This window comes from Bacillus sp. FJAT-52991, from assembly GCF_037201805.1.
GTDB classification, from domain to species: Bacteria; Bacillota; Bacilli; order Bacillales; family Domibacillaceae; genus Bacillus_CE; species Bacillus_CE kandeliae.
The window spans coordinates 3,456,736-3,478,505 of record NZ_CP147404.1; the positions used below are offsets into that span (position 1 = coordinate 3,456,736).

The 21,770-nt window shown below is 40.6% G+C and carries 21 protein-coding genes; 6 read left to right on the forward strand and 15 right to left on the reverse strand.

Annotation, left to right across the window (positions count from 1 at the left end):
- Nucleotides 1–149: 149 nt before the first annotated feature.
- On the reverse strand, nucleotides 150–434 hold the full coding sequence (locus WDJ61_RS17580; RefSeq protein WP_338752112.1) for a hypothetical protein: 285 nt from the start codon (nucleotides 432–434) through the stop codon (nucleotides 150–152).
- A gap of 143 nt (nucleotides 435–577) precedes the next feature.
- On the reverse strand, nucleotides 578–1,054 hold the full coding sequence (ybaK, locus tag WDJ61_RS17585; RefSeq protein ID WP_338752114.1) for a Cys-tRNA(Pro) deacylase: 477 nt from the start codon (nucleotides 1,052–1,054) through the stop codon (nucleotides 578–580).
- Between the two features lie 77 nt (nucleotides 1,055–1,131).
- Here ybaK and WDJ61_RS17590 point away from each other — a divergent pair, with 77 nt between their 5' ends.
- Entirely contained in the window at nucleotides 1,132–1,782 is a 651-nt protein-coding gene (locus tag WDJ61_RS17590; RefSeq protein WP_338752116.1) for a LytTR family DNA-binding domain-containing protein, read from the forward strand.
- A gap of 123 nt (nucleotides 1,783–1,905) precedes the next feature.
- Entirely contained in the window at nucleotides 1,906–3,426 is a 1,521-nt protein-coding gene (locus tag WDJ61_RS17595; RefSeq protein WP_338752118.1) for an acetyl-CoA hydrolase/transferase family protein, read from the forward strand.
- Nucleotides 3,427–3,615: 189 nt separating this feature from the next.
- On the opposite strand, the gene WDJ61_RS17600 is transcribed toward WDJ61_RS17595, so the two are convergent.
- From WDJ61_RS17600 to WDJ61_RS17640, 9 genes are all read right to left on the reverse strand, one after another.
- The gene (locus tag WDJ61_RS17600) at nucleotides 3,616–4,707 is read right to left on the reverse strand and encodes an acyl-CoA desaturase (protein WP_338752120.1); all 1,092 of its coding nucleotides are present in this window, start codon (nucleotides 4,705–4,707) and stop codon (nucleotides 3,616–3,618) included.
- Nucleotides 4,708–4,943: 236 nt separating this feature from the next.
- The gene (gene trpB / locus WDJ61_RS17605) at nucleotides 4,944–6,107 is read right to left on the reverse strand and encodes a tryptophan synthase subunit beta (protein ID WP_338752122.1); all 1,164 of its coding nucleotides are present in this window, start codon (nucleotides 6,105–6,107) and stop codon (nucleotides 4,944–4,946) included.
- 129 nt (nucleotides 6,108–6,236) lie between these two features.
- Nucleotides 6,237–6,950: an ABC transporter permease gene (locus tag WDJ61_RS17610; RefSeq protein ID WP_338752124.1), complete on the reverse strand. Its 714-nt coding sequence runs from the start codon at nucleotides 6,948–6,950 to the stop codon at nucleotides 6,237–6,239.
- A complete protein-coding gene (locus WDJ61_RS17615; RefSeq protein WP_338752126.1) occupies nucleotides 6,947–7,792 on the reverse strand; it encodes an ABC transporter ATP-binding protein in 846 nt (281 codons plus the stop codon). The genes WDJ61_RS17610 and WDJ61_RS17615 overlap by 4 nt, the downstream gene beginning before the upstream one ends.
- Nucleotides 7,793–7,938: 146 nt before the next feature.
- A complete protein-coding gene (locus WDJ61_RS17620) occupies nucleotides 7,939–8,970 on the reverse strand; it encodes a LytTR family transcriptional regulator DNA-binding domain-containing protein (protein ID WP_338752128.1) in 1,032 nt (343 codons plus the stop codon).
- A 119-nt stretch (nucleotides 8,971–9,089) separates the two neighbouring features.
- Nucleotides 9,090–9,992: a formyltetrahydrofolate deformylase gene (purU, locus tag WDJ61_RS17625; protein WP_338752130.1), complete on the reverse strand. Its 903-nt coding sequence runs from the start codon at nucleotides 9,990–9,992 to the stop codon at nucleotides 9,090–9,092.
- An 87-nt stretch (nucleotides 9,993–10,079) separates the two neighbouring features.
- Nucleotides 10,080–11,465, reverse strand: coding sequence for a sigma-54 interaction domain-containing protein (locus WDJ61_RS17630; RefSeq protein ID WP_338752132.1), 1,386 nt, complete (start codon nucleotides 11,463–11,465; stop codon nucleotides 10,080–10,082).
- Between the two features lie 109 nt (nucleotides 11,466–11,574).
- Nucleotides 11,575–12,351, reverse strand: a complete 777-nt coding sequence (locus WDJ61_RS17635; protein WP_338752134.1) for a 3-hydroxybutyrate dehydrogenase — start codon at nucleotides 12,349–12,351, stop codon at nucleotides 11,575–11,577.
- A gap of 55 nt (nucleotides 12,352–12,406) precedes the next feature.
- Nucleotides 12,407–13,822: a GntP family permease gene (locus WDJ61_RS17640; protein ID WP_338752136.1), complete on the reverse strand. Its 1,416-nt coding sequence runs from the start codon at nucleotides 13,820–13,822 to the stop codon at nucleotides 12,407–12,409.
- A 607-nt stretch (nucleotides 13,823–14,429) separates the two neighbouring features.
- Here WDJ61_RS17640 and kynU point away from each other — a divergent pair.
- Genes kynU through WDJ61_RS17660 form a run of 4 tightly spaced genes read left to right on the forward strand, consistent with a single transcriptional unit; the run spans nucleotide 14,430 to nucleotide 18,530 of the window.
- Nucleotides 14,430–15,704, forward strand: coding sequence for a kynureninase (kynU, locus tag WDJ61_RS17645; protein ID WP_338752138.1), 1,275 nt, complete (start codon nucleotides 14,430–14,432; stop codon nucleotides 15,702–15,704).
- Nucleotides 15,704–16,345: an arylformamidase gene (gene kynB, locus WDJ61_RS17650; protein ID WP_338752140.1), complete on the forward strand. Its 642-nt coding sequence runs from the start codon at nucleotides 15,704–15,706 to the stop codon at nucleotides 16,343–16,345. The genes kynU and kynB overlap by 1 nt, the downstream gene beginning before the upstream one ends.
- A gap of 1 nt (nucleotide 16,346) precedes the next feature.
- The gene (gene kynA / locus WDJ61_RS17655) at nucleotides 16,347–17,171 is read left to right on the forward strand and encodes a tryptophan 2,3-dioxygenase (protein ID WP_338752142.1); all 825 of its coding nucleotides are present in this window, start codon (nucleotides 16,347–16,349) and stop codon (nucleotides 17,169–17,171) included.
- Nucleotides 17,172–17,189: 18 nt separating this feature from the next.
- Nucleotides 17,190–18,530 carry a sodium-dependent transporter gene (locus tag WDJ61_RS17660; RefSeq protein WP_338752144.1) on the forward strand — a complete coding sequence of 447 codons (1,341 nt, stop codon included), beginning with the start codon at nucleotides 17,190–17,192 and terminating at the stop codon, nucleotides 18,528–18,530.
- Nucleotides 18,531–18,837: 307 nt separating this feature from the next.
- On the opposite strand, the gene WDJ61_RS17665 is transcribed toward WDJ61_RS17660, so the two are convergent.
- The 4 genes from WDJ61_RS17665 to WDJ61_RS17675 form a co-directional block, all read right to left on the reverse strand.
- Nucleotides 18,838–19,614: a sulfite exporter TauE/SafE family protein gene (locus tag WDJ61_RS17665; protein ID WP_338752146.1), complete on the reverse strand. Its 777-nt coding sequence runs from the start codon at nucleotides 19,612–19,614 to the stop codon at nucleotides 18,838–18,840.
- Nucleotides 19,615–19,631: 17 nt separating this feature from the next.
- A complete protein-coding gene (cydS, locus tag WDJ61_RS19170) occupies nucleotides 19,632–19,730 on the reverse strand; it encodes a cytochrome bd oxidase small subunit CydS (protein WP_413789030.1) in 99 nt (32 codons plus the stop codon).
- Between the two features lie 344 nt (nucleotides 19,731–20,074).
- Complete coding sequence (locus WDJ61_RS17670; RefSeq protein WP_338752148.1) at nucleotides 20,075–20,710, reverse strand: response regulator transcription factor; 636 nt, start codon at nucleotides 20,708–20,710, stop codon at nucleotides 20,075–20,077.
- On the reverse strand, nucleotides 20,688–21,752 hold the full coding sequence (locus tag WDJ61_RS17675; RefSeq protein WP_338752150.1) for an ATP-binding protein: 1,065 nt from the start codon (nucleotides 21,750–21,752) through the stop codon (nucleotides 20,688–20,690). Before WDJ61_RS17675 ends, WDJ61_RS17670 begins: the two co-directional genes overlap by 23 nt.
- Nucleotides 21,753–21,770: the final 18 nt, after the last annotated feature.

A 21,770-nucleotide genomic window follows, 5' to 3' on the forward strand; every position in this document is an offset into this window, starting at 1 on the left:
ATGGTGGGGCTTCGCTTATGTTAAGGAACAATGTCGCAAGAAAAGTACAGGAAAGTCGAAGAATAGGATTTGGCACATGCGAAAGAGGTAGCCCTGTTTTTGAGAGCTACCTCTGATTGACTAATAACAATTGTCGTTGTTTGGATCACTTACTTGAAAATTTCTTGGTGAGTTTCTTTGATGTTTTGAAGTGCATCGTTTAGGCATTTGTAGTCTTGCCCGATTTTGTAGCTTTTAATGCTTGTGAGTGAGCAGTCTTCACCTGGATTGTGTAATACTTTTAAATATTCTTCTGTTGCTCCTTCGACTTCTCCAAATCTTCCTTCGTTAAAAACTGCTAGAGAATGCTGGAGTTTTTCGTAAATTACTAAGAAGTCCTCTTTAATTTCACCGTCAAAATAATTTCTTGAGTCAAGTAAGTTGACAACAACCATTATTATTTTCACTTCCTGTTCTTTTGTTATGTCCACAGTATATATAAAAAAAAGCAAAAAAATACCATGTTCACTATCTTTTCATCAAAAACTCACATAACATTAACAGAAGCTTCACATAATATTCAATAATGTAATTTCATTTACTTTATGACTTCAAATTGTGCATTGCCTTGGGTTAAATGGATCAAATCAGCTGTTTTTAACTCCAGCTGAATACCAATTTTCCCTCCACTCACAATGATCGTTTCTAACAAGGCAGCACTTTCATCAATAAAAGTGGGATACAGCTTTTTCATTCCAATCGGTGAGCATCCGCCTCGAATGTAACCTGTATGCTTTTGAATATCCTTCACCGGTATCATTTCAAGCTTTTTCTCTCCTGCTGCTTTGGCTGCTTTTTTCAAATCTAACTCTTTCGCCACTGGAACCACGAATATGTATAAATCCTTTGCCCCACTTGTGACTAATGTTTTGTAAACCACTTCTAGATCCCTGCCTATTTTATTGGCAACGGAAATACCATCAACTTTTCCATCTTTATTTTCATATACTAATGTTTCATACGTTAACTTAGCTGCATCAAGCATCCGCATTGCATTTGTTTTTGCTTTGCTCATCAATCTCTTCCTTTCTTCCTTCTTTCATACGATCTGTTAAGATAAGTATATACGATAAGCAAGAAGAGGTGGAGATTATGGATAACCTTACAGTAACTTCTATCATGGATGTCATGCGGACATTTCTTCCGTACAATACGTCTGTAGCCGTATCAGATTCAGAAAAATTTATTTATTACCAGCCGAGCAAGCTGGTGGATTTGCAAATTCGCCCTGGCGAAACTTTTAAAACAGGTGGTGTGACAGGAAAAGCGATTTCAGAAAAGCACACCGTTTCCGAATATATCGATAGTGAAGTCTATGGCACGCCTTATTATGCTATGGCCGTGCCGCTATTTAATGATGATCAAGTGATTGGTGCTGTGACGACTATTTTTCCTGCGAAGCCGTCCCCGATTTCAACAAATTTCTTTACGATAAAATCAGAGGATTGTTGGTATCCGATTCCGTATAAAGATGTGATCTATTTGGAAGCAGAAAGTCGCAAAACAAAGGTGCAAGCTGTCAACAGAGATGGTTATCACAAAATGAATTTAACGGAGCTTGAATTTTTATTGCCGGTTGATCATTTTATTCGCGTCCATCGCTCCTACATTGTCAATGTCAACTTCATTCAGGAAATTCAACCGGATTCTCACTCCACTTTCCTACTCATCATGAAGGACAAAATGAAAATACCTGTTAGTCAAACATACTCCAGTTTATTCAGAAAGTCACTTAACTATTAACTTTCTGTTTTGTGTATAATATATTCTGTTTCAGTGCAAATTAAAGGCTTTTCATGCAAAAGCGGATGAGCAAGTGGCGAAAAGTTGATAGAATATTTAAAAAAGTAACGAGGGGGATTTTTTGTGAATTCTCGAATCACAGACCGTTTGCGTAATAAACAATTGCAATCGTTAATCGTATCTGCCGATGAGGCTGCCTCTTGGATTAAGGACGGAATGACTCTTGGATTAAGTGGATTTACACGTGCGGGAGACGCGAAAGCTGTACCAATGGCTTTAGTCGATCGTTCTAAAGATGAACCATTTAAAGTGGATGTATATACCGGAGCTTCACTCGGGTTTGATATTGATAAATTAATGGCGGAAGCAGGGATCGTCAATAAACGCTTACCGTTCCAAGCAGATCCAGCAATGCGAAAGAAGATCAATCAAGGAGAAATGTACTTCATAGATCAGCATCTATCTCATGTCGCTGAAATGGTGCGAGCTGATGTACTAAATCCAATTGATTTCGCTATTGTTGAAGCAGTAGCCATTACAGAAGATGGAGCGATTATCCCAACAACATCTGTCGGGAACTCTTCTATTTTCTTAGAGAAAGCCGAAAATATCATTATTGAATTGAACGTGGCACAACCGTTAGCTCTTGAAGGGTTACATGATATTTATGAAGTAGGTCAACAAGGTCAACGCTTACCGATTCCACTAACTTCTGTGGATGGTCGACTCGGTACAGCCGGTATTCATGTAGACGTTAATAAAATTAGAGGGATCGTGTTGACGGATGATTTAGATTCCCCTTCAACGATCACTCCTCCAGATGAAGATACGGCAACAATGGCTAACCATTTAATTACTTTCCTTCGCGAAGAAATTAAAGCCGGCCGTTTAACAAATAAATTGGCTCCTTTGCAATCAGGAATTGGTACAGTCGCCAACGCTGTTCTTCATGGATTATTAGATTCTGAATTTGAAGATCTTGAAGTGTACTCTGAAGTATTACAGGATGCAGTGTTTGATTTATTAGATAGCGGAAAACTTCGATTTGCCTCTGGATGCTCTATTACATTATCCGAGGAAAAGATGAAACAAGTCTTTACCAATCTGGAAAAATACAGCGAACAACTCGTGCTGCGTCCACAAGAGATTTCCAATCATCCTGAAATCATTCGTCGTCTAGGCTTGATCTCCATCAATACAGCTCTAGAAGTTGATATTTATGGAAATATCAACTCGACTCATGTCGGTGGCACGAAAATGATGAATGGAATCGGCGGCTCTGGAGATTTCGCTCGCAACTGCCGTTTGGCTATCTTTGTTACGAAATCCGTGGCGAAGGATGGTAAGATTTCAAGCATCGTCCCGTTTGTCTCTCATGTAGATCATACGGAACATGATGTGGATGTCATTGTGACAGAACAAGGCTACGCTGATTTACGCGGCCTTGCACCGGTTGAACGTGCTCGCGTGATCATTAATAACTGTGTTCATCCAATGTATAAAGAGCAAATGTCTGCTTACTTTGATGAAGCACTGAAACGCGGTGGCCAAACACCACATGTGTTGGAAAAAGCTTTTTCTTGGCATACAAATTTCGCCGAAAAAGGCACAATGCTAAAACAAGAATTTGTTACAGTTAAATAATCACTTTTGTAACGTCTGCTAGGCAGTTTAGACATTTGACGAAGACTAACCCCAGACTTCCAATCTCAAAAACGCGCTTTTATGTATAAGCTGCCGGGCGTTAATATAAATAAGTTTTTTTGTACACACTCTCTCAATACTGTCAAAGAAGAGGACTGCCTAATAAATAGCAGTCCTTTTCTTTTTTGTCTAACGACTAGCGGAGTCGCTCGACTTATTTTCTATTGTCTTTTCCGCTTTTACTTTTTGCTGAATATTGACAGGGTCAAGCCCATGTCCGAGTGTACCAAACTTCGTGCCTGGAAATGGATCGACTAGTTCGGTTTGGTTACTGTATATACGCGGTGTTTTATAAAGAGCCGCTAGTGCCTTCGTCAACGGCATTTCATGATAGCGCTCCGGCCAGCGCTTTTTCAATTCCGCTTTCACTAGCGGGTAATATTTAGAACTCATTCCAGGGAATAAGTGGTGCTCCGTATGATAAGAAAAATTGAAGTGAAGCAGGTTCACCCATTTCGGAACGGTAACCGTTAAGCTGTTAGCAAGCGGATCGTTCACAGGCGTCATTGGGTTTAAGCGATGGTTCGTTGCAATGTAAGCCATAACAATAAAGTTACCTATTAGTAATGGGATAATAAACGCAAACAGCCATTTTAATGGGCCAATCAAAACTAGAAGCCCGATCCATGTCGCCCATGGAAGCAGCAGCTGCAGCCAAACAGATACACGTTTCTGCGGCTTAAATTCTAAAATAAATCGTTTAAACATTCGAAGCGAGTGAAACGTAAACGTAATCGCTAAAAATGCCATCCCTAAAAACCCGCGAAGTGACGTTGGCAGTTTGTAAATCCCTTTCAATAACGGGCTTTTTGCAAATTCTTCAATGGTAGGCCACGCATCAGGATCTTTCTCTTCATCTTGCGTATGAATATGATGCGTCATATTGTGCCACTTTCTCCATAGACGCGGCCCTGTACTTAACGGAAAAAACGCAATGCCTCCCGTTAAATCACGCAGCCATGCTTTTCTAACAACAGTCCCATGCAAAATTTCATGACCAAGGAGCCCCAGCGAAGCAAAAGAGGAGCCTAAGATCACAGCAATTGGCAAGTACAGCCATACATTAAGGTCGGTCAAACTAATCATCAATATTCCTGCAATAACAATCACTAAATGAACTAAACCACCCCACAGCCTTTCAGGAACTGGTTTAAATGCTTGTTTAGGAAGATGCGGCGCAATTCGAGCAGCATACCAGCCAAATGATTGAAGCTCTTTCACTAAACGTCCCTCATTTCAATTTTTTTAAATACTTCTTCAGTATTGTCCGAAAACTCAAAATAATAATCCCTATCCTACCACTAGATTTCCCCGCTTGTCAATTGATTTTATTACTTGGTACTAAAATAAGATACCATGAACAGATAACAAAATAAAAAGCACCCTAAAATTGTACAAAAATGAGTGACACAAAAAAGCCGAGATTCAATCGATTGCCTTGAATCTCAGCTTTCCAATTATTTATTCATCATTTCAAATACTTGTTGAACGTCTTTATCGCCTCGACCTGAGATGTTGATGATAATGATTTGATCTTGATTCATGTCTGGAGCGATTTTGATCGCATGGGCCACGGCATGAGCACTTTCTAGAGCCGGAATGATACCTTCTGCTTGCGATAGCGTTCGGAAAGCAGCCAGTACTTCCTCATTTGTTACCGTATAATATTCTGCTCGGCCTGACTCTTTCAAGTGACTATGCTCGGGGCCAATGCCTGGGTAGTCTAGCCCCGCCGCAATCGAGTAGGTCGGCTGCGGATTTCCTTCTTCATCCATTAGTACGAGACACTTAAATCCATGTAAGACAGCTGGCTTCCCTTTTGTTAAAGCCGCTGCTTGATCTGGTTCCACTCCAATCAGGCGAACAGATGGCTCCTCAAGATAATGAGCAAATGCACCGATCGCATTGCTTCCTCCACCAACACAAGCGATGACCGCATCTGGTAGACGTCCTTCTTTTTCAAGAATTTGTCTTTTCGATTCTTCACTAATGACCGAATGGAAATGCTTCACCATCGTTGGATATGGATGAGGGCCAACAGCAGAGCCTAATAGGTAAAACGTATTTTCGTAGTTAGCAACAAGATCAGCTAACGCTTCATCTACCGCATCCTTTAAACGCCCTTGCCCCTTTTCAACAGAAACCACTTTTGCCCCTAATAACTCCATCCGGAATACATTCAGTGCTTGACGGCGAATGTCCTCTGCTCCCATATAGATCACGCATTCTATGCCAAACATCGCACAAACAGTAGCAGTTGCTACACCATGCTGACCGGCACCTGTCTCCGCAATCACCCGCTTTGCTCCCATCTTTTTCGCCAGCAAAATTTGCCCCATTACATTATTGATCTTATGTGATCCTGTATGGTTTAAATCCTCCCGCTTTAAATAGATTTTCGCTCCGCCTAACTGCTTTGTTAACTGACTTGCATACGTCAGCGGATTCTCGCGGCCGACGTATTCTTTTAAATAATATTTAAATTCCTCGATAAATTCTGGATCATCTTTATACTTGTAAAATTGCTCGGCAATATGATTCAATGCCTCTTTCATCTCAGGCGGCACAAAGCTACCGCCAAACTGACCAAAATATCCCTCTTCTAACTGTGCTTTACTCATCTCTGTCTCGTCTCCTCTCAATCCCCAAAAACTATTCTGAAAATTTACTTATTACTATAACAAGATCTCTTTTCTTCGTCAATGACAAAAGAGAGAAGCCTACTCACCTTTCGGCTCCCCTCTTTTCAATTACTTATCAAATCGACGTTTGCTATATGCGAAGAAACAAACGGCGGCACTTACAATTGTCCAAATCAGGAGGTTTAATAGATTCATCTTTACACTTGCAAATGTTCCGCCTTCCATCGCCTTGACCATTCCAATGATTAAATGATCAGATGGCATATAAGATATCAACTTAAGTACCGTTTCATTTGAAAACATACCTTTAATGGAAGGTCCTAACATCATCACAAACATAAATGGTAAACCATAGATGGAAGTTTGTGTCACATTTTCAGCAATGAGACCAATAACCGTTCCGCAGACTGTAAATAAAATTGTCGCTAATAAAATAATTCCAGCTGTTAACCAAACATTTTTGATTTCTGTTCCTAAGATAAAGAAACTTAATGAACAAATAACAAGCGTGATCACAAATGTTAAAAAGCCTTTACCAATTAAAATCTCTAAAGATCTTGCTGGCGATAACATTAACACACGCAATGTATGCTTCTCTTTCTCTTCCGCAATTAATAAAGATTGGGTATAACAAGTCACCATCGTTAAAGCAATGAGAATCGGCATAGTAGCACTATCGGGGGCATCTCCATGTCCCGTTTTGCTAATTAAAAAGGCAAACAAAATCGGCAGTGCTACCATAATTAAAATTTGTGAATTTGTCTTTAAATCTTGGTATTCTTTCGTAATCAGTGCTGAAATTCGCTTCATTGATAGAGTCATACTAAATCCCTCCCAGTTAATTGAATGAAAATATCCCCTAATGTTGGCTCATTCGAATGAATGGAAACTAGTTCTCCTGTTCGAATATACTCTTGGATTTTTACTCCACCTGCTTCATCCATTTTTAATGTTTCTTTTTTGTTATTTTTTAACAAAAGTTCAATTGTATGGTCCGTGTATTGAAGACGAAGCTGCTTTGGCTCATCCAATGCAACAATTTCTCCATTATTTAAGAAAGCAACACGATCACATAACGCTTCTGCTTCCTCCATATTATGAGTCGTTAAAAAGATCGTCGTTCCTTCTTCATTTAAACGGCGCAATCCATTGTGAATATGCTGCACATTCGCTGGGTCTAATGCTGATGTTGGCTCATCTAAAAATAGCAAATCTGGTTTATGTAGCAACGCTCGTGCTAATGTCACACGTTGCTTCATTCCTTTAGATAATTTTTTCACCAACGTCTTTTTATCATTGATTAGGTTCACTTCATTTAATACTTCATCGATCCGTGATTGGTTGACATCGTATAATTTAGCAAAGAGAGAGAGGTTATCGTAAATACTCAAGCGTTCATATAAACCACTATTATCTGTTAAGATGCCGATGCGTTTTAAATGATCATGATTAAACTTTTTAATGTCCGTTCCGAAAACCTTTACTTCTCCATTAGAATGAAGTAGCTGAGAAGTAAGAATTTTAACAGTTGTTGTTTTCCCTGATCCACTCGGGCCGAGGAATCCAAAAATCTCTCCTTTTTTAATGGTGAAATTGATATTTTTTAAAGCAGTTTTGTGTCCAAATGTTTTCATCAATTGGTTCACTTCAATAATGTGTTCCATCTTGATCACTCCTTTATGATTGGTTGATGTCTTCATCATAAAAGGAAAATCAAAGTTACACCTTATTTTTCCTATGAACGGATCAAAAAAACGCTGAATGATGCTTATGTATGGCTCAAACCTTCATTTGAGCGGCTCAACTTTCACTACAATCCTAGGATCTCTTTCAATTCATCAAAGCGTGCTTTCGATAAGGGAATCGAGCTTTTCTTCTCATCATCAAGAACTAAGCTATAGCTGTTTCTTGTCCATGTAATCACTTCACGCACTCTTTGCAAGTTGACGATATAGGAACGATGACAGCGAAAGAAACCAAATGCTTTCAGTTTATCCTCCAAATCATTGAGCGTAAACGAGCAAGGGAAGCTCCCTTCAGATAGATGCAAATGAGACACCCCTTCTTGACTCTCAATATAATGAATTTCTGGAGGATCAAATAAGATGACTTTCTCTTTCACTTTCGCTGGGATCTTCTCAAGCTTCATCGGTTTTAAAATTTCTGCTGGCTCCTCAACCTCTCGATTGTTTTCTGGCTCCTCTTCGTCTACCTCAACCTTTTTTAAGCCCTCCTCATTTAACAAATACACATCATTCGTTAAAGACAGGGCATCTTCTAAAAAGGAAGTCGTGATTAAGACGGCTTTTTGCTCCTGTTGCAATTGTCGAATAGCGTTTCGAATGATGATCGCACTTTCAATATCAACGTTTTGCTCCGGTTCTTCTAAAACGACAAAATCATAATCACTTATAATGGCTCGTCCAATCTGTAAACGTCTCTTTTCTGAAAAAGATAGCTTGGCGATTTTCACCTCTTTTTTGTCCAGCAAACCGACCAATTGAATCACTTCATCGACCGTCTTGTCAGATTCCGACATTTTTTGAAAGAAGGATAAGTACTCTTTTACTTTTAATCTTTCATAAAGACCATCATCCAATAAACAAACACTTATTTCCCGGAAAATATTTTTATTGCTCTCTATGTCAGCTCCTTTAAAATACACATGACCTTTTGATGGAATCTCCTCTCCCAAAATGATCTTTATTAGCATATCTCCTAAATATTTATTGCAGCGAATTACTACACATTGACCTGGATTTATTTGGAAACTAATAGTTGGCAATAATGTTGTATTCCCCGTTTTTTTCGACAAGCTTTGTACAGATAGTAATTGCGTCATAAAACAGCCCTCCTTTATACATATTTTACCATAAGCGGACCAAAAAAAGGCCGCCCTCTTAAGCTTATTGCATGGAAGTGGTCCATATAACAAGTTCCTTAAGGGCAGCCTAATAATAATTAATGAAATACAATCGTTTTATTTCCGTGTACAATGACACGATCTTCTAAATGCCATTTAACCGCACGTGCTAGCACACGGCGTTCAATCGACTGACCAATTTTCTTTAAACCTGATACATCGTCACGATGGTTCACCCGCTCGATATCTTGTTCAATAATCGGGCCTTCATCCAGATCATTGGTCACATAATGTGACGTCGCCCCGATCAGCTTCACTCCGCGTTCATGCGCCCGTTCATACGGTCTTGCACCGATGAAAGCAGGAAGGAAGGAATGATGAATGTTAATAATTTGATTCGGAAAATGACTGACGAAATCCTCCGTTAAAATTTGCATGTAACGTGCTAGGACGATGACATCCACTTGATGTTCTTTCAACAACTGAATTTGTTGCTCTTCTACTTGCTTTCGAATGTCTTTATTGGCTGGAATATAATAGAATGGGATACCAAGCGCTTCTACCATCCCTCTCGTACCCTCGTGATTACTAATAACGAGAGCAATATCGGTTGGAAGATCACCGCTTTGCCACTCCCAAAGCAACTCAAGCAAGCAATGAGGCTCTTTAGAAACAAAAATCGCCATCTTTTTTCGTTCCTCAGCATACGTAAATTGATACTCCATAGCAAACTCCGATGCTAACATCTCAAAATCTTGCTCCATTTGAGCAGCACTCTCTGCTAAATTCGGGCGATCGAACTCAATCCGAATGAAAAAGGTGCCACCTTCCGGATTATTAGAATATTGATTCGACTCAATAATATTTGCTTCATGTTCAAATAAAAATTTGGAAATTGCCGCCACAATCCCCGGACGATCCGGACATTTGATTAGCAGTCTTCCACGACTACCTAGCTTCGCTTCTTGAAGTAAAGGTTTTGTCTGCTCTTTCGTTTTCATAGTTTGAACCTACCTTTTTGCGATGTTTAATTACCCATTATACTGCAAGAAAAACAGAATGAAAACAATTTTCTGAAACCACTACACTCATAAACCATATAATTTACATTTATCATACAAGCTCGTTTTCCCAATTCCTAATAACTTGGCTGCTTCTACTTTATTATTTTCTGCCTTCTTTAACGCTTGTTCTAATGCGGATCGCTCCGCTAAGGCTAACGTTTGTTTTAATGGTACAATCGGCCGTTCTTCTTGTTGCGCTGCTTGAGTAACAAGAGGCTCTTCCTGCAAATAAAGCGGCAGATGATGAAGATAAATTTTCGTGCCATCAAGCACATTCACTGCTCGCTCTAACACATTTTCTAATTCTCTAACATTACCAGGCCATGAATGAAGCAACAAACGGTTGATCACTTCAGATGAAATCGCCAGTTGTTCGCGGCTAAACGTTTTCGCTAGTTTCTTCAATAGCATATGAGCAATCGCTGGCAAATCTTCTTTACGCTTCTTTAAGGAAGGAATATCAATTTTCATCACGTTGAGCCGATAATAAAGATCTTGGCGAAACTCTCCCTTGTGAACCATCTCTTCTAAATTGCGATGGGTTGCTGCGATGACGCGAACATCAATCGGAATCGCTCTTTGTCCGCCAACTCTTTCAATCTCTTTCTCTTGCAACACACGAAGCAGCTTGCTTTGCATCGGAAGCGGCATGTCTCCCACTTCATCAAGAAAAATCGTCCCGCGGTGAGCGAGCTCGAATTTCCCTTTTTTTCCGCCTTTTTTCGCCCCAGTAAAAGCCCCTTCTTCATAGCCGAATAGTTCTGATTCTAATAATTGTTCAGGGATGGCGGCTGAGTTTACTCGCACAAATGGAAAGGCGGCTCGCTGGCTAGCTCCATGAATCGCATGAGCAAACAATTCCTTTCCCGTACCCGAAGGCCCCATTAGCAGCACGGATGATTGACTTCCTGCCACGCGCTGAGCCAGTTTTTTTGCTTCTTTAAATGCGTTATTCTCCCCGATTAAGTCATCAAAGCTGTACTTGCTTTTCAACTCTTTTTCAAATTTCTTTTTATAATATTTCAGCTCCTCAAGAAAGGGTTGGACTTTCTCGGAATAAGCCATCCAATCCTCAGAATTGCGAAACATGACAGTACCAACAGCCCCAACTAATTCTCCATTAATGTACAAAGGATAGCGGTTAGCAATCATTTCATTGCCTTTAATCCGGTGAATCGAGGCGATTTCTGGCTGTGAGGTCTGGACGATGAGATGCATCCTTGTATTCTCGATGACATCGCGAACATCTTTCCCTATAGCTTCAGAGACGGTTGTTCCAAGATACTCACAATAGGCCGCATTGATATAAATAATGATACCTTTGCAATCGACCACTACTACCCATTCCGTTGCGATATTAATAATTTCCTCAAGCCATTCATAAGGCAGCTTACTGACTAGTTTGTTCATACCTATAGACCCTTTCCTTTTTATTACTACTATAGTAACAAAAACTTTGAGGACAAACTCAATTAAAAAAGCCTTTCAAGCAATGAGTCACTTGAAAGGCTGTTCTTTTCTATTGCACTGTATATCCTCCATCGAGAACAACCGCTTGACCAGTCACTCCCTTTGCTTTATCACTGGCTAAGAAAATGGCGTAGTCAGCGATCTCCTCCACACTAAGCAGTCGCTTCTGTGGAACTAGCGGATAAATGACTTCTTCTAATACATTTTCTAACGGGACATTTCTCGTTTTCGCTAAATCCTCAAATTGACCTCGCACAAGCGGTGTGTCAACATATCCCGGACAGAGAGCATTGACTGTTATGCCATGAGTAGCCGTTTCTAGTGCAGCCACTTTCGTTAGCCCGATGACGCCATGCTTTGCACTGTTATAAGCTGCTTTCCCAGCGAAGCCAACAAGTCCATTAATAGATGCCATATTAATGATTCGGCCAGAACCATTTTTCTTCATGATAGGCAAGGCATGCTTAATAAAAACAAAAGGTGCGGTCAGCATTACTTTGATCAACAGCTCGAATTTCTCTGTTGGAAATTGCTCAAATGGAGCTACATGCTGCAACCCTGCATTATTCACTAAAATATCCACTGTTCCAAATTGATCGACAGCAAATTGAAGGCAACCCTGCACCTTCTGTTCATTCGTCACATCGCAAGCAACCGCTGCTACGTCGAATCCTTGTGTCTTTAATTCCTCCTCCGCTGCTTTTGCTGCGTCTTCCTTTAAATCGGCAATGATCACTTTTGCTCCTTCTTTCGCAAAGGCACGTGCCACTTCTAAACCAATCCCACTGGCTGCGCCTGTCACTAAAGCTACTTTTCCTGTTAACATCCTTGAGTCCTCCTCATTTTTCATTTTTCTTCAAATGAATGAACAACTTCCTTCTTTACACTAATCCAGTTAAGCTGTAAATCGCGATAATAAAGAATACTGCTACTGTTTTAATAACCGTAATCGCAAAAATATCACGATACGACTGACGATGAGTCAAGCCCGTCACCGCTAATAACGTGATGACTGCTCCATTGTGCGGCAATGTATCCATTCCACCAGATGCCATCGAAATGACGCGGTGCATCACTTCTGGTGGGATATTAAACTCATTGATGGCTGCCAAATACTTGTCCGCCATCGCACTCAGCGCAATCCCCATGCCTCCCGATGCGGACCCTGTCACCCCAGCAAGAGCCGTCGTTGTCACAGCTCCATTGACTAGCGGGTTCGTAAATGTCTCGGAGATCCCTTTACTGATCACTGTAAAGCCTGGTAGAGAGGAAATCACTCCACCAAAGCCATACTCAGCCCCCGTATTCATCGCAGCCAACAAAGCACCACCAATGGCTGTATTGATTCCAGCTTGGAAGTTGATTTTTACCCGCTTCCAATTGTAAAAAAGTGCCACAATAATTCCTGTCACTAGCGCCATTTCTACCGACCAAATCGCGACAACAGACGACAATTCTACTTTTCCGAACGCCTCTAACCCAATACCTGCAAAATCAAAGCCATTCGGATACCATTTCGGCAAGGCTTCTGTAAACACTTTATTCATCACTGCCACGAGAACAAGCGGCACAAAAGCCAATACTTTTCTAGCGGTAGATTCTGTTTCTGTTGAGATCACATCATTTATTTCTTCCTCTACAATTTCATTATTGATTCCGTAATAGCCTTCACCGGCATTTTTCGCTTTTCTCCGGCGATTTTCAAGATAAAGCATCCCCATAATAAAAACAAAGATGGCACCAATAACCCCAAGAGTAGGTGCAGCATAAATGTTTGTTTGAAAAAATGTTGTTGGGATGACATTTTGAATTTGCGGTGTGCCCGGCAACGCATCCATCGTAAAAGTAAACGCCCCAAGTGCAATGGTTCCTGGTATCAGTCGCTTCGGAATGTCCGCTTCCATAAATAAATTTTTAGCAAACGGATAAACAGCGAACACGACAACAAACAAGCTGACACCGCTATACGTCAAAATCGCACCCATGAGTACAATCGCCAACATTGCTTGCTTCGCCCCAACCCACTGAACGATCGTCTTCACAATTGACTCAGCAATTCCGGACATCTCCACAACCTTTCCGAAAATAGCGCCTAATAAGAACACAGGAAAATAAAGTTTAATAAATCCGACCATTTTCTCCATGAAAATATTGGAGAAAAACGGAAGAACAAAGTTGGGATCTGTCAAAAACACAGCTAAAAGTGCACAAATCGGCGCAAATAAAATAACAGAAAACCCGCGATACGCGACAAACATTAATAGTCCTAATGCCAACAAAATAATAACTAAATCCATTCCCAAACCCCCTTCTTTTTTAGTAACCTCTTTAACTGATATGCAAATCTTGTGCCAAATAGTTAAAATATGTAAACACTTGTCATTTAAGAAAGTTAAGTTCCGAATTTTCGGAACTTTAATTAGATTATTTTCCATGATTGCGGAAAATTCCGGAGTAACGGAAAAAGATATTGTTCGAACCAAGTTGTTTTAATCCATATAGGCGGCTAGATCGATAAAGTGAAACTTCAATCAGTGGGGGTTTTCTCCATCCCCCACTGATAAAAGAAGAACAAAGGCTAACGTCGCAACGTCCTGTTGCAACGCCTTTGTAACCTGCATCGTGCAGGCCCGAACGGATCGGGCGTTTACAGGCTGTTGATCCCCGACCTACATGCCTGCGCTTCTTCTGCCATGTTGAGGTGGGGGTCTTACAGCCCGTTAATGCGGGATAAATCAGTCGCAAATAACTCTCGATCAGGCGGCACTTTCCAAATTTCAGTCGCAATCCATTGTTAATCAAGCAGCTGCTGCCCTCTTATCATCAATCTGATGGATTGCCACACACCCCTTCTATGCCTTATTATCAGAATAGATAGAAATTTTGCATAAAAGGAGGAGCGACATGAATATCTTTTCAAAGGAGTACGCAAAATCATTAGATCAGCAAGATGAGCTAGCTCATTTTCGTGAGGAATTTTATTTGAAGGAAGGTCGGATTTATCTCGATGGAAATTCGCTCGGTTTACTTTCCAAACGAGCGGAGAGAGCCGTGCTTGATTTGCTCCATTCATGGAAAGATTACGGAATTGATGGTTGGACTCAAGGAAAGCACCCGTGGTTTTATTTATCGGAATTGCTAGGAGAAAAAATGATAACGCTTACAGGAGCGACTGCTGAAGAAATGATTGTGACGGGGTCAACTACTTCTAACCTTCATCAGCTCGTAGCTAGCTTTTATCAGCCAAAAGGTCAGAGAACGAAAATTTTGGCCGATGAACTGACGTTTCCTACTGATATTTATGCGTTAAAAAGTCAGCTTCGATTAAGAGGATACGACCCTGCTGAGCATTTAGTACTCGTTGAAAGTGAAGATGGCCGAATGTTGAAAGAGGAAGCTATTATCGCAGAGATGACAGAGGAAGTAGCATTAATTATTTTACCTGGTGTGCTGTATCGCAGCGGGCAAGTGTTGGATATGGAACAGCTGACAAAAGCAGCCCATGAGCGAGGAATATGGATTGGCTTTGACCTTTGTCATTCGATTGGCTCGATTCCTCATGAATTGAGTAATTGGGAAGTTGATTTTGCTTTTTGGTGTAATTATAAACACTTAAATGGCGGGCCTGGCAGTACAGCGGCACTCTACGTCAATAAAAGGCATTTCGGTCAAGCACCTGGGCTGGCTGGCTGGTTCGGATCGAAAAAGGACACTCAATTCGATATGACACTGGAGTTGGATCACGCTGAGCATGCCGGAGCTTATCAAATGGGGACGCCACATATTTTAAGTACGGCACCATTACTTGGAGCACTGGAGCTATTTAACGAAGCAGGCATTGATCGCATACGAAAAAAATCATTGCAGCTGACGAACTATATGATGGAATTAATCGAGCATGAATTAGTGGAATTCGATTTTACGATTGCGAACCCTCGCAATGATCAACAGCGCGGTGGCCACTTATTTCTTGAGCATGTAGAAGCCGCCCGCATTTGCAAAGCCTTGAAAGAGCATGGAATCATCCCTGATTTCCGGGCACCAAATGGCATTCGGCTAGCACCGGTTGCTTTGTACAATACGTTTGAAGATGTTTGGAACACGGTGCACATATTGAAAACAATTATGGAAACTGAACAATATAAGCAGTATAAAAATGAGCGAGACGTGGTGGCGTAATGAGCACTAAGTGGATAGATATTACGCAACCTTTCAACAACCAAATCGCTCATTGGCCAGGTGACACCCCTTTTTCATATGAAATTTCTTATACAAAAGCAAAAACAGGCTCAGTTAATATCGGAAAAATAACGACAAGCTTGCATACAGGCACTCATGTCGATTCCCCTTTTCATTTTGATGACCACGGTGAACAAATCCATGAACTAGATGTTGACATATTTATAGGAAGAGCACTTGTGATCGATGTATCTAGTTTAGAACATATTGGACCACAACAATTAGAGGCGTATCGATTAGGTGGCGCAGAGCGGTTGCTGCTACGGACAACTACTAGAAGCGAACCCACATTATTTCCCGGGAAAGTCACTCCCCTCGATCTAGCACTTGGTCCATTTTTAAAGAAAAAAGGAATTTTTTTACTAGGGGTAGATGTCCCTTCTGTCGACACATTAGATAGTAAGAACATGGAAGTTCACCATTCATTGCATAAAAATAATATCCATATTTTAGAGAACATTATACTTGACCACGTTGAGTCAGGCTTATATGAAATGATTGCGTTGCCGCTTTTAATTGAAGGAGCTGATGGCAGTCCTGTTCGTGCCGTCATTCGTCCAATAGAAGAAAGGAGAATGTGAAATGACCATTAATGAAAAATCGATTCATACGGATTTCACGAACAACATGACTTATGGAGAATATCTTGGGCTCGATCAGCTACTCAGCTCTCAACACCAACTTTCTGGCCATCATGATGAAATGCTGTTCATCGTGATTCACCAAGTGAGTGAATTGTGGATGAAGCTGATCATTCATGAAATGGAGGCGGCCATTCGACTAATTCAACAAGATGAACTTCAACCCGCCTTTAAAATGCTGGCTCGCGTGTCCAAAATCCAAACGCAAATTATTCAAGCGTGGGATGTGCTCTCTACTTTAACACCAGCTGAATATATGGAGTTTCGTGAAAAACTAGGACAGGCTTCGGGATTTCAGTCCTATCAATACCGGCAAATTGAATTTTTGCTCGGCTATAAAACAGCGCATATTTTAACAATTTATCAAAAAGATCAGCAACTTCATGATATATTAGAAAAGGTTTATCATGCGCCAAGCATTTATGACGCAGCGATCGGGGCGCTTGCACGTGCCGGTTTTCCGATTAACCCAGACTTAATCGGCCGTGATTATTCCGTTACTTATACAGTTGACCCGACGGTTGAAGCGGCTTGGCTTTTGGTCTATGCAGATGTCGAAAAATATTGGGATCTCTATCAACTAGCAGAAAAGCTGATCGATATTGAAGACTCGCTTCAGCAGTGGCGATTCCGTCATATGAAAACGGTCGAACGAATTATCGGCTTTAAAATGGGCACCGGTGGATCTTCCGGTGTACAATATTTGAAAAAAGTGCTCGATCATCGCTTTTTTCCTGAGCTATGGGATTTACGCACGAAGCTTTAATAGAACTGGAGGGATTTTATGGAGAATAAAGAGCAATGGTCCTCGCGCATCGGATTTATATTATCTTCAGCAGGAGCGGCGATCGGTTTAGGTGCGATCTGGAAGTTTCCTTATGTGACCGGGCAAAGTGGCGGCGGAGCCTTTCTTCTTCTATTTATATTATTTACGATCTTAATTGGCTTGCCGCTGTTAATTTCAGAATTCATTATTGGTCGTGGCTCTGGAAAAGAAGCCGTCAGCGCCTATAAGAAATTAGCTCCGAATAGCTTCTGGACCCTCACTGGAAAGTTAGGTGTCATCGGTTGCTTCCTGTTGCTATCTTTTTATAGCGTCGTTGGGGGCTGGGTACTCACTTACACGGTGATGTCACTTGGCGGAAAAGTCATTGAAAGCGGGGCAGACTACGGGGCCCTGTTCGGACAAGTTACGAGTTCTCCCCTCATGACCATCGGCGGACTGGCTGCCTTTTTACTAATGAATATCGTTGTTATTGCAGCCGGTGTTCAAAATGGGATTGAAAAAGCAAGCAAGTATATGATGCCGCTGTTATTTATATTTTTTATCGTGCTTGTCATCCGTGCGCTCACACTAGATGGCGCAATGGAAGGCGTTCGCTTTTTCCTGCAGCCGGACTTCTCAAAAATCACTGGTGAAGCGGTGCTTTATGCACTTGGACAATCCTTCTTTTCGCTTGCCGTTGGATTTTCGTGCATGGTCACTTACAGCTCTTATTTAAATAAAAATGTCAGCATTCCGGTATCAGCTGGATCTGTCGCATTGATGAATATTTTCGTATCCGTCTTAGCAGGGCTTGCTATTTTCCCAGTTGTATTTTCCTTTGGCTTCGAGCCAACAGAAGGACCAGGACTTCTCTTTATCGTCTTGCCTGCCGCTTTTTCACAAATGCCGCTTGGCGAGCTATTCTTATTTATGTTCTTGTTGCTCTTCTTATTCGCCACATTAACATCTTCTTTTAGTTTATTAGAAATTATTGTGGCAGCCTTTCTCAAAACCGGAGCATCAAGAAAAATGATCACTTGGATCGCTGGTGTGACAGTGTTCATCGCTGGTATTCCAGCTGCCCTTTCTTCCAGCTTACTTGCGGACGTCAAGATTTTCAATAAAACCGTCTTTGACGCAACCGATTTTCTTGTCAGCAACATCATGCTTCCACTTGGTAACCTGCTGATCGCACTATTTATCGCTTGGAAGATAAACCAACAACTCGTTAAACAAGAATTTATGCTCGGCCACTCGCTAGCGCCAAGCACTTATACCACTTGGCATCTATTAATGAAATGGATTGTACCACTGACCATCGTTGTTGTCTTTTTAAATTCACTGGGTTTATTTAACTAAGGAGCGGCGAGCCATGGCCTTATTAAAATACGAAACATAACAACGCTGTCTATTTATTAGAGGACCTCCTTTTATACAATGTTAAAAACATATTTAAAAGGAGGATTATAATAGTAAAAGATCAACCATTTTTAAAGCATATTCAAGATGAACAGCAATGTTTTTTCGGTTGGTATTTGTATTTTAGAGAAGAATTTTCCATCCAATCAAAAGGTTCCTATAACGTAACACAGCATCATTTTATTATTAAAGCACAAGCAATATAAAAGAAAAGGAGGCTCCCCATAAGAGGAGGCCTCCTTTTCTTTTATAAAATATCCAGCCAAATTTTTATCGCTGTTGCCGCAATTAAAATCGCAAGCAGCCACTGTAAAACTTTTGTGTTCATTTTTTGGCCTGCTTTTGCTCCAAGCGGTGAAGCAATTACACTTGCGACAATCATAATCATAGCTGGCCAGAAAAGCACTTGACCTGTCATTATTTTTCCAGCTGTTGAGCCAATAGAAGAAATAAAAGTAATTGCTAAAGAACTAGCAATGGTCATCCTCGTTGGAATTTTCAATACAACTAGCATGATTGGGACTAAAAGGAAAGCCCCTGCTGCTCCAACAATTCCGGCTCCAATTCCAACAATAAAAGCAAGCAGTGCGGCAAGCCAGCCATTAAACGTCACTCCACTCATTGGACGATCATCGAGATTTTTCTTCGGGATAAACATCATAATGGCCGCTAATGCCGCAAGAATTCCGTATACCACATTGATGACTTCCTCGGATAGTTTATCTGAACCAAAGCCGCCGATGAAACTGCCGAGAAGAATGGCTCCCCCCATATACAAAATTAATTTCTTATTTAAATAATCACTTTTGCGATACGCCCACACACCCGCAATCGTCGCAAAAAAAACTTGAACCGCACTAATTCCAGACACTTCATGTGCACTAAATGCAGCAAAACCAAAAAGCGGCGGAATGTATAATAACATCGGATATTTGATAATTGAACCGCCGATACCTACCATGCCAGAAACAAACGAACCGATAAAACCGATCATAAAGATCAAAAGCCAATACGTAAGATCCATTCGGGCCCCTCCCATACTTAATCAAATTTTATCTCTTTCGCTCCCCAGAAAAACACACTTATAAGTGAAGCAAGAACAACTAGAATAGGGGCATACATAATTAAAGAATGATGCATGATTGTTTCCCTCCTATAGGATCATCAAACTAATTGCACTACCAAACGCGATTAACGCAGCCACCCAAAAATAAGTGGGTTCTCTTTTTTGCATATGCATCTCTCCTTTAATAACCGAAAAATAGATTTTTATTTATGCTTCTATTTCAGTATAGAAAGAACGAAACAACTCATACATAGGGGGGTTCCCCTAACAAAGGAGTAAAATATGAAGATTTTTTGAAGATATTAACTGTAGAAATAGAGGAAATAGACGTTGTGACTGACTTCTTCCTCTGTATGATCGTGAGGTGATACTAACTATTTACGATAAATATACGAAAAAACGCAAGGCTCCCCTTGCGTTAATGAATATCAGTAAAATAATTTTTAATCCCGTATTGGATCATTTCATGTTTTTGTTTTAGCCCTAGTTTACTCATCATATTAGATTTATGATTTTCTACTGTTTTAGCGCTGATATGGAGCTTTTCAGCGATTTCTTTATTGGTATAGCCAAGGACGTTCAAACGCAATACTTCTTGTTCTCTCAAAGTTAACGGTGATGGAGGCGTTTCTTTTGCCTTCATCATTTTTTCAATCTGTGCATCACTCAAGTCTGTACTATAATAACGGCGGCCATGATAGACGTGATAAATCGCCTCATATAACTCGCTTCCTTGGCTTTTCTTTAAAATATACCCATGCGCTCCCGATTGAATCGCTTTACGAATATATACTTCTTCATCATGCATCGTTAAAAGGACGACTTTAACATTAGGTTGCTGCTGAAGAAGCTGCTTAGTCGTTGTCAACCCATCTAATCCATTGGGCATTGAAATATCCATTAAGACAACATCCGGATCATTTTGCATCGCCAACACAAGGGCCTCATGTCCATCTCCAGCATCGGCTACTACTTCAATATCTCGATAATTCTCTAAAAGTAAGATAATCCCTTTTCTTATTAAATCATGATCATCGACTACCATCACTTTCATTTGCGATTTCCTCGCTTTCATCTATCATTATTGTAGTTATAATTTGTGTGCCTTCTTCTGGTGCTGATTGAATGAAAAAGCGGCCATTTAACTGCTCAATTCGCTCACGCATATGCTCAAGTCCAAGCCCGCCTTTTGCTTGTTCCAAATCAAAGCCAACACCATCATCATGTATTTCAACAATTAGCTGTCTCTGTTCTTTTCGGAGAAATAAATATACTTTATTTGCTTGTGCATATTTGACTGCATTATGTAGCGCTTCCTGTACAACTCGGTACATATTGATTTCCACCGCGGAAGGCAGACGTCCGGTAATATTGGTTTGAAAAGCAATGGAAAGGGAAGAGGTAGATTCAACAGTCTGAATGAGTGTCTCTAGAGTCGATACTAACCCTAGCCGATCTAAACTAGTCGGTCTAAGCTGATGCGAGTAGGCTTTAATATCAGACATTGTTCGACCCAACTCTGCTTGGACTTCATTTAAATAGTCATAGAGACGTTCATCCTCAACTGTTGATTCGATAGCCTGCAACGCAACAGAAATTGTGTAAAGAGACTGACTGACACCATCATGCAGTTCATGGGCAAGGCGTTTATGTTCTTTTTCTTGAGCTTCAATTAACTGCTTAATGATCTTTTTCGATAGTCTCACTTCTTCTTCTTTTTGCCGCAATGTTTGATCGCGAAGCACTAATAAATACTCTTGCTCCTGACTGTTTTGATCTTGATAAATTAAAGCTGTGCTCATTTCAACATCTAGCTCATTTCCATGATAAACAGGCATTTGCGATAAAAAGTAAGGCACTTCATTCCTTGCAATTAAATAGCAGCGATTCTCTCTTTCAGTAATTTTTCGATCTTGACAATAAGAGCAAAAAGGAACTTTACCACCAATGTTCCAGCCTGTAAGTCGATGGGCTGCCGGATTCATTAGCAATATTTCCCGGTTTTGATTCATAACAATAATTCCATCTTGAATATGTTCAAAAATTTGATGTAAATATTTTTGTTCCACAGGGTACTGTTCCATTGGTTGATACATTTCCTTTCTCAGATTCTT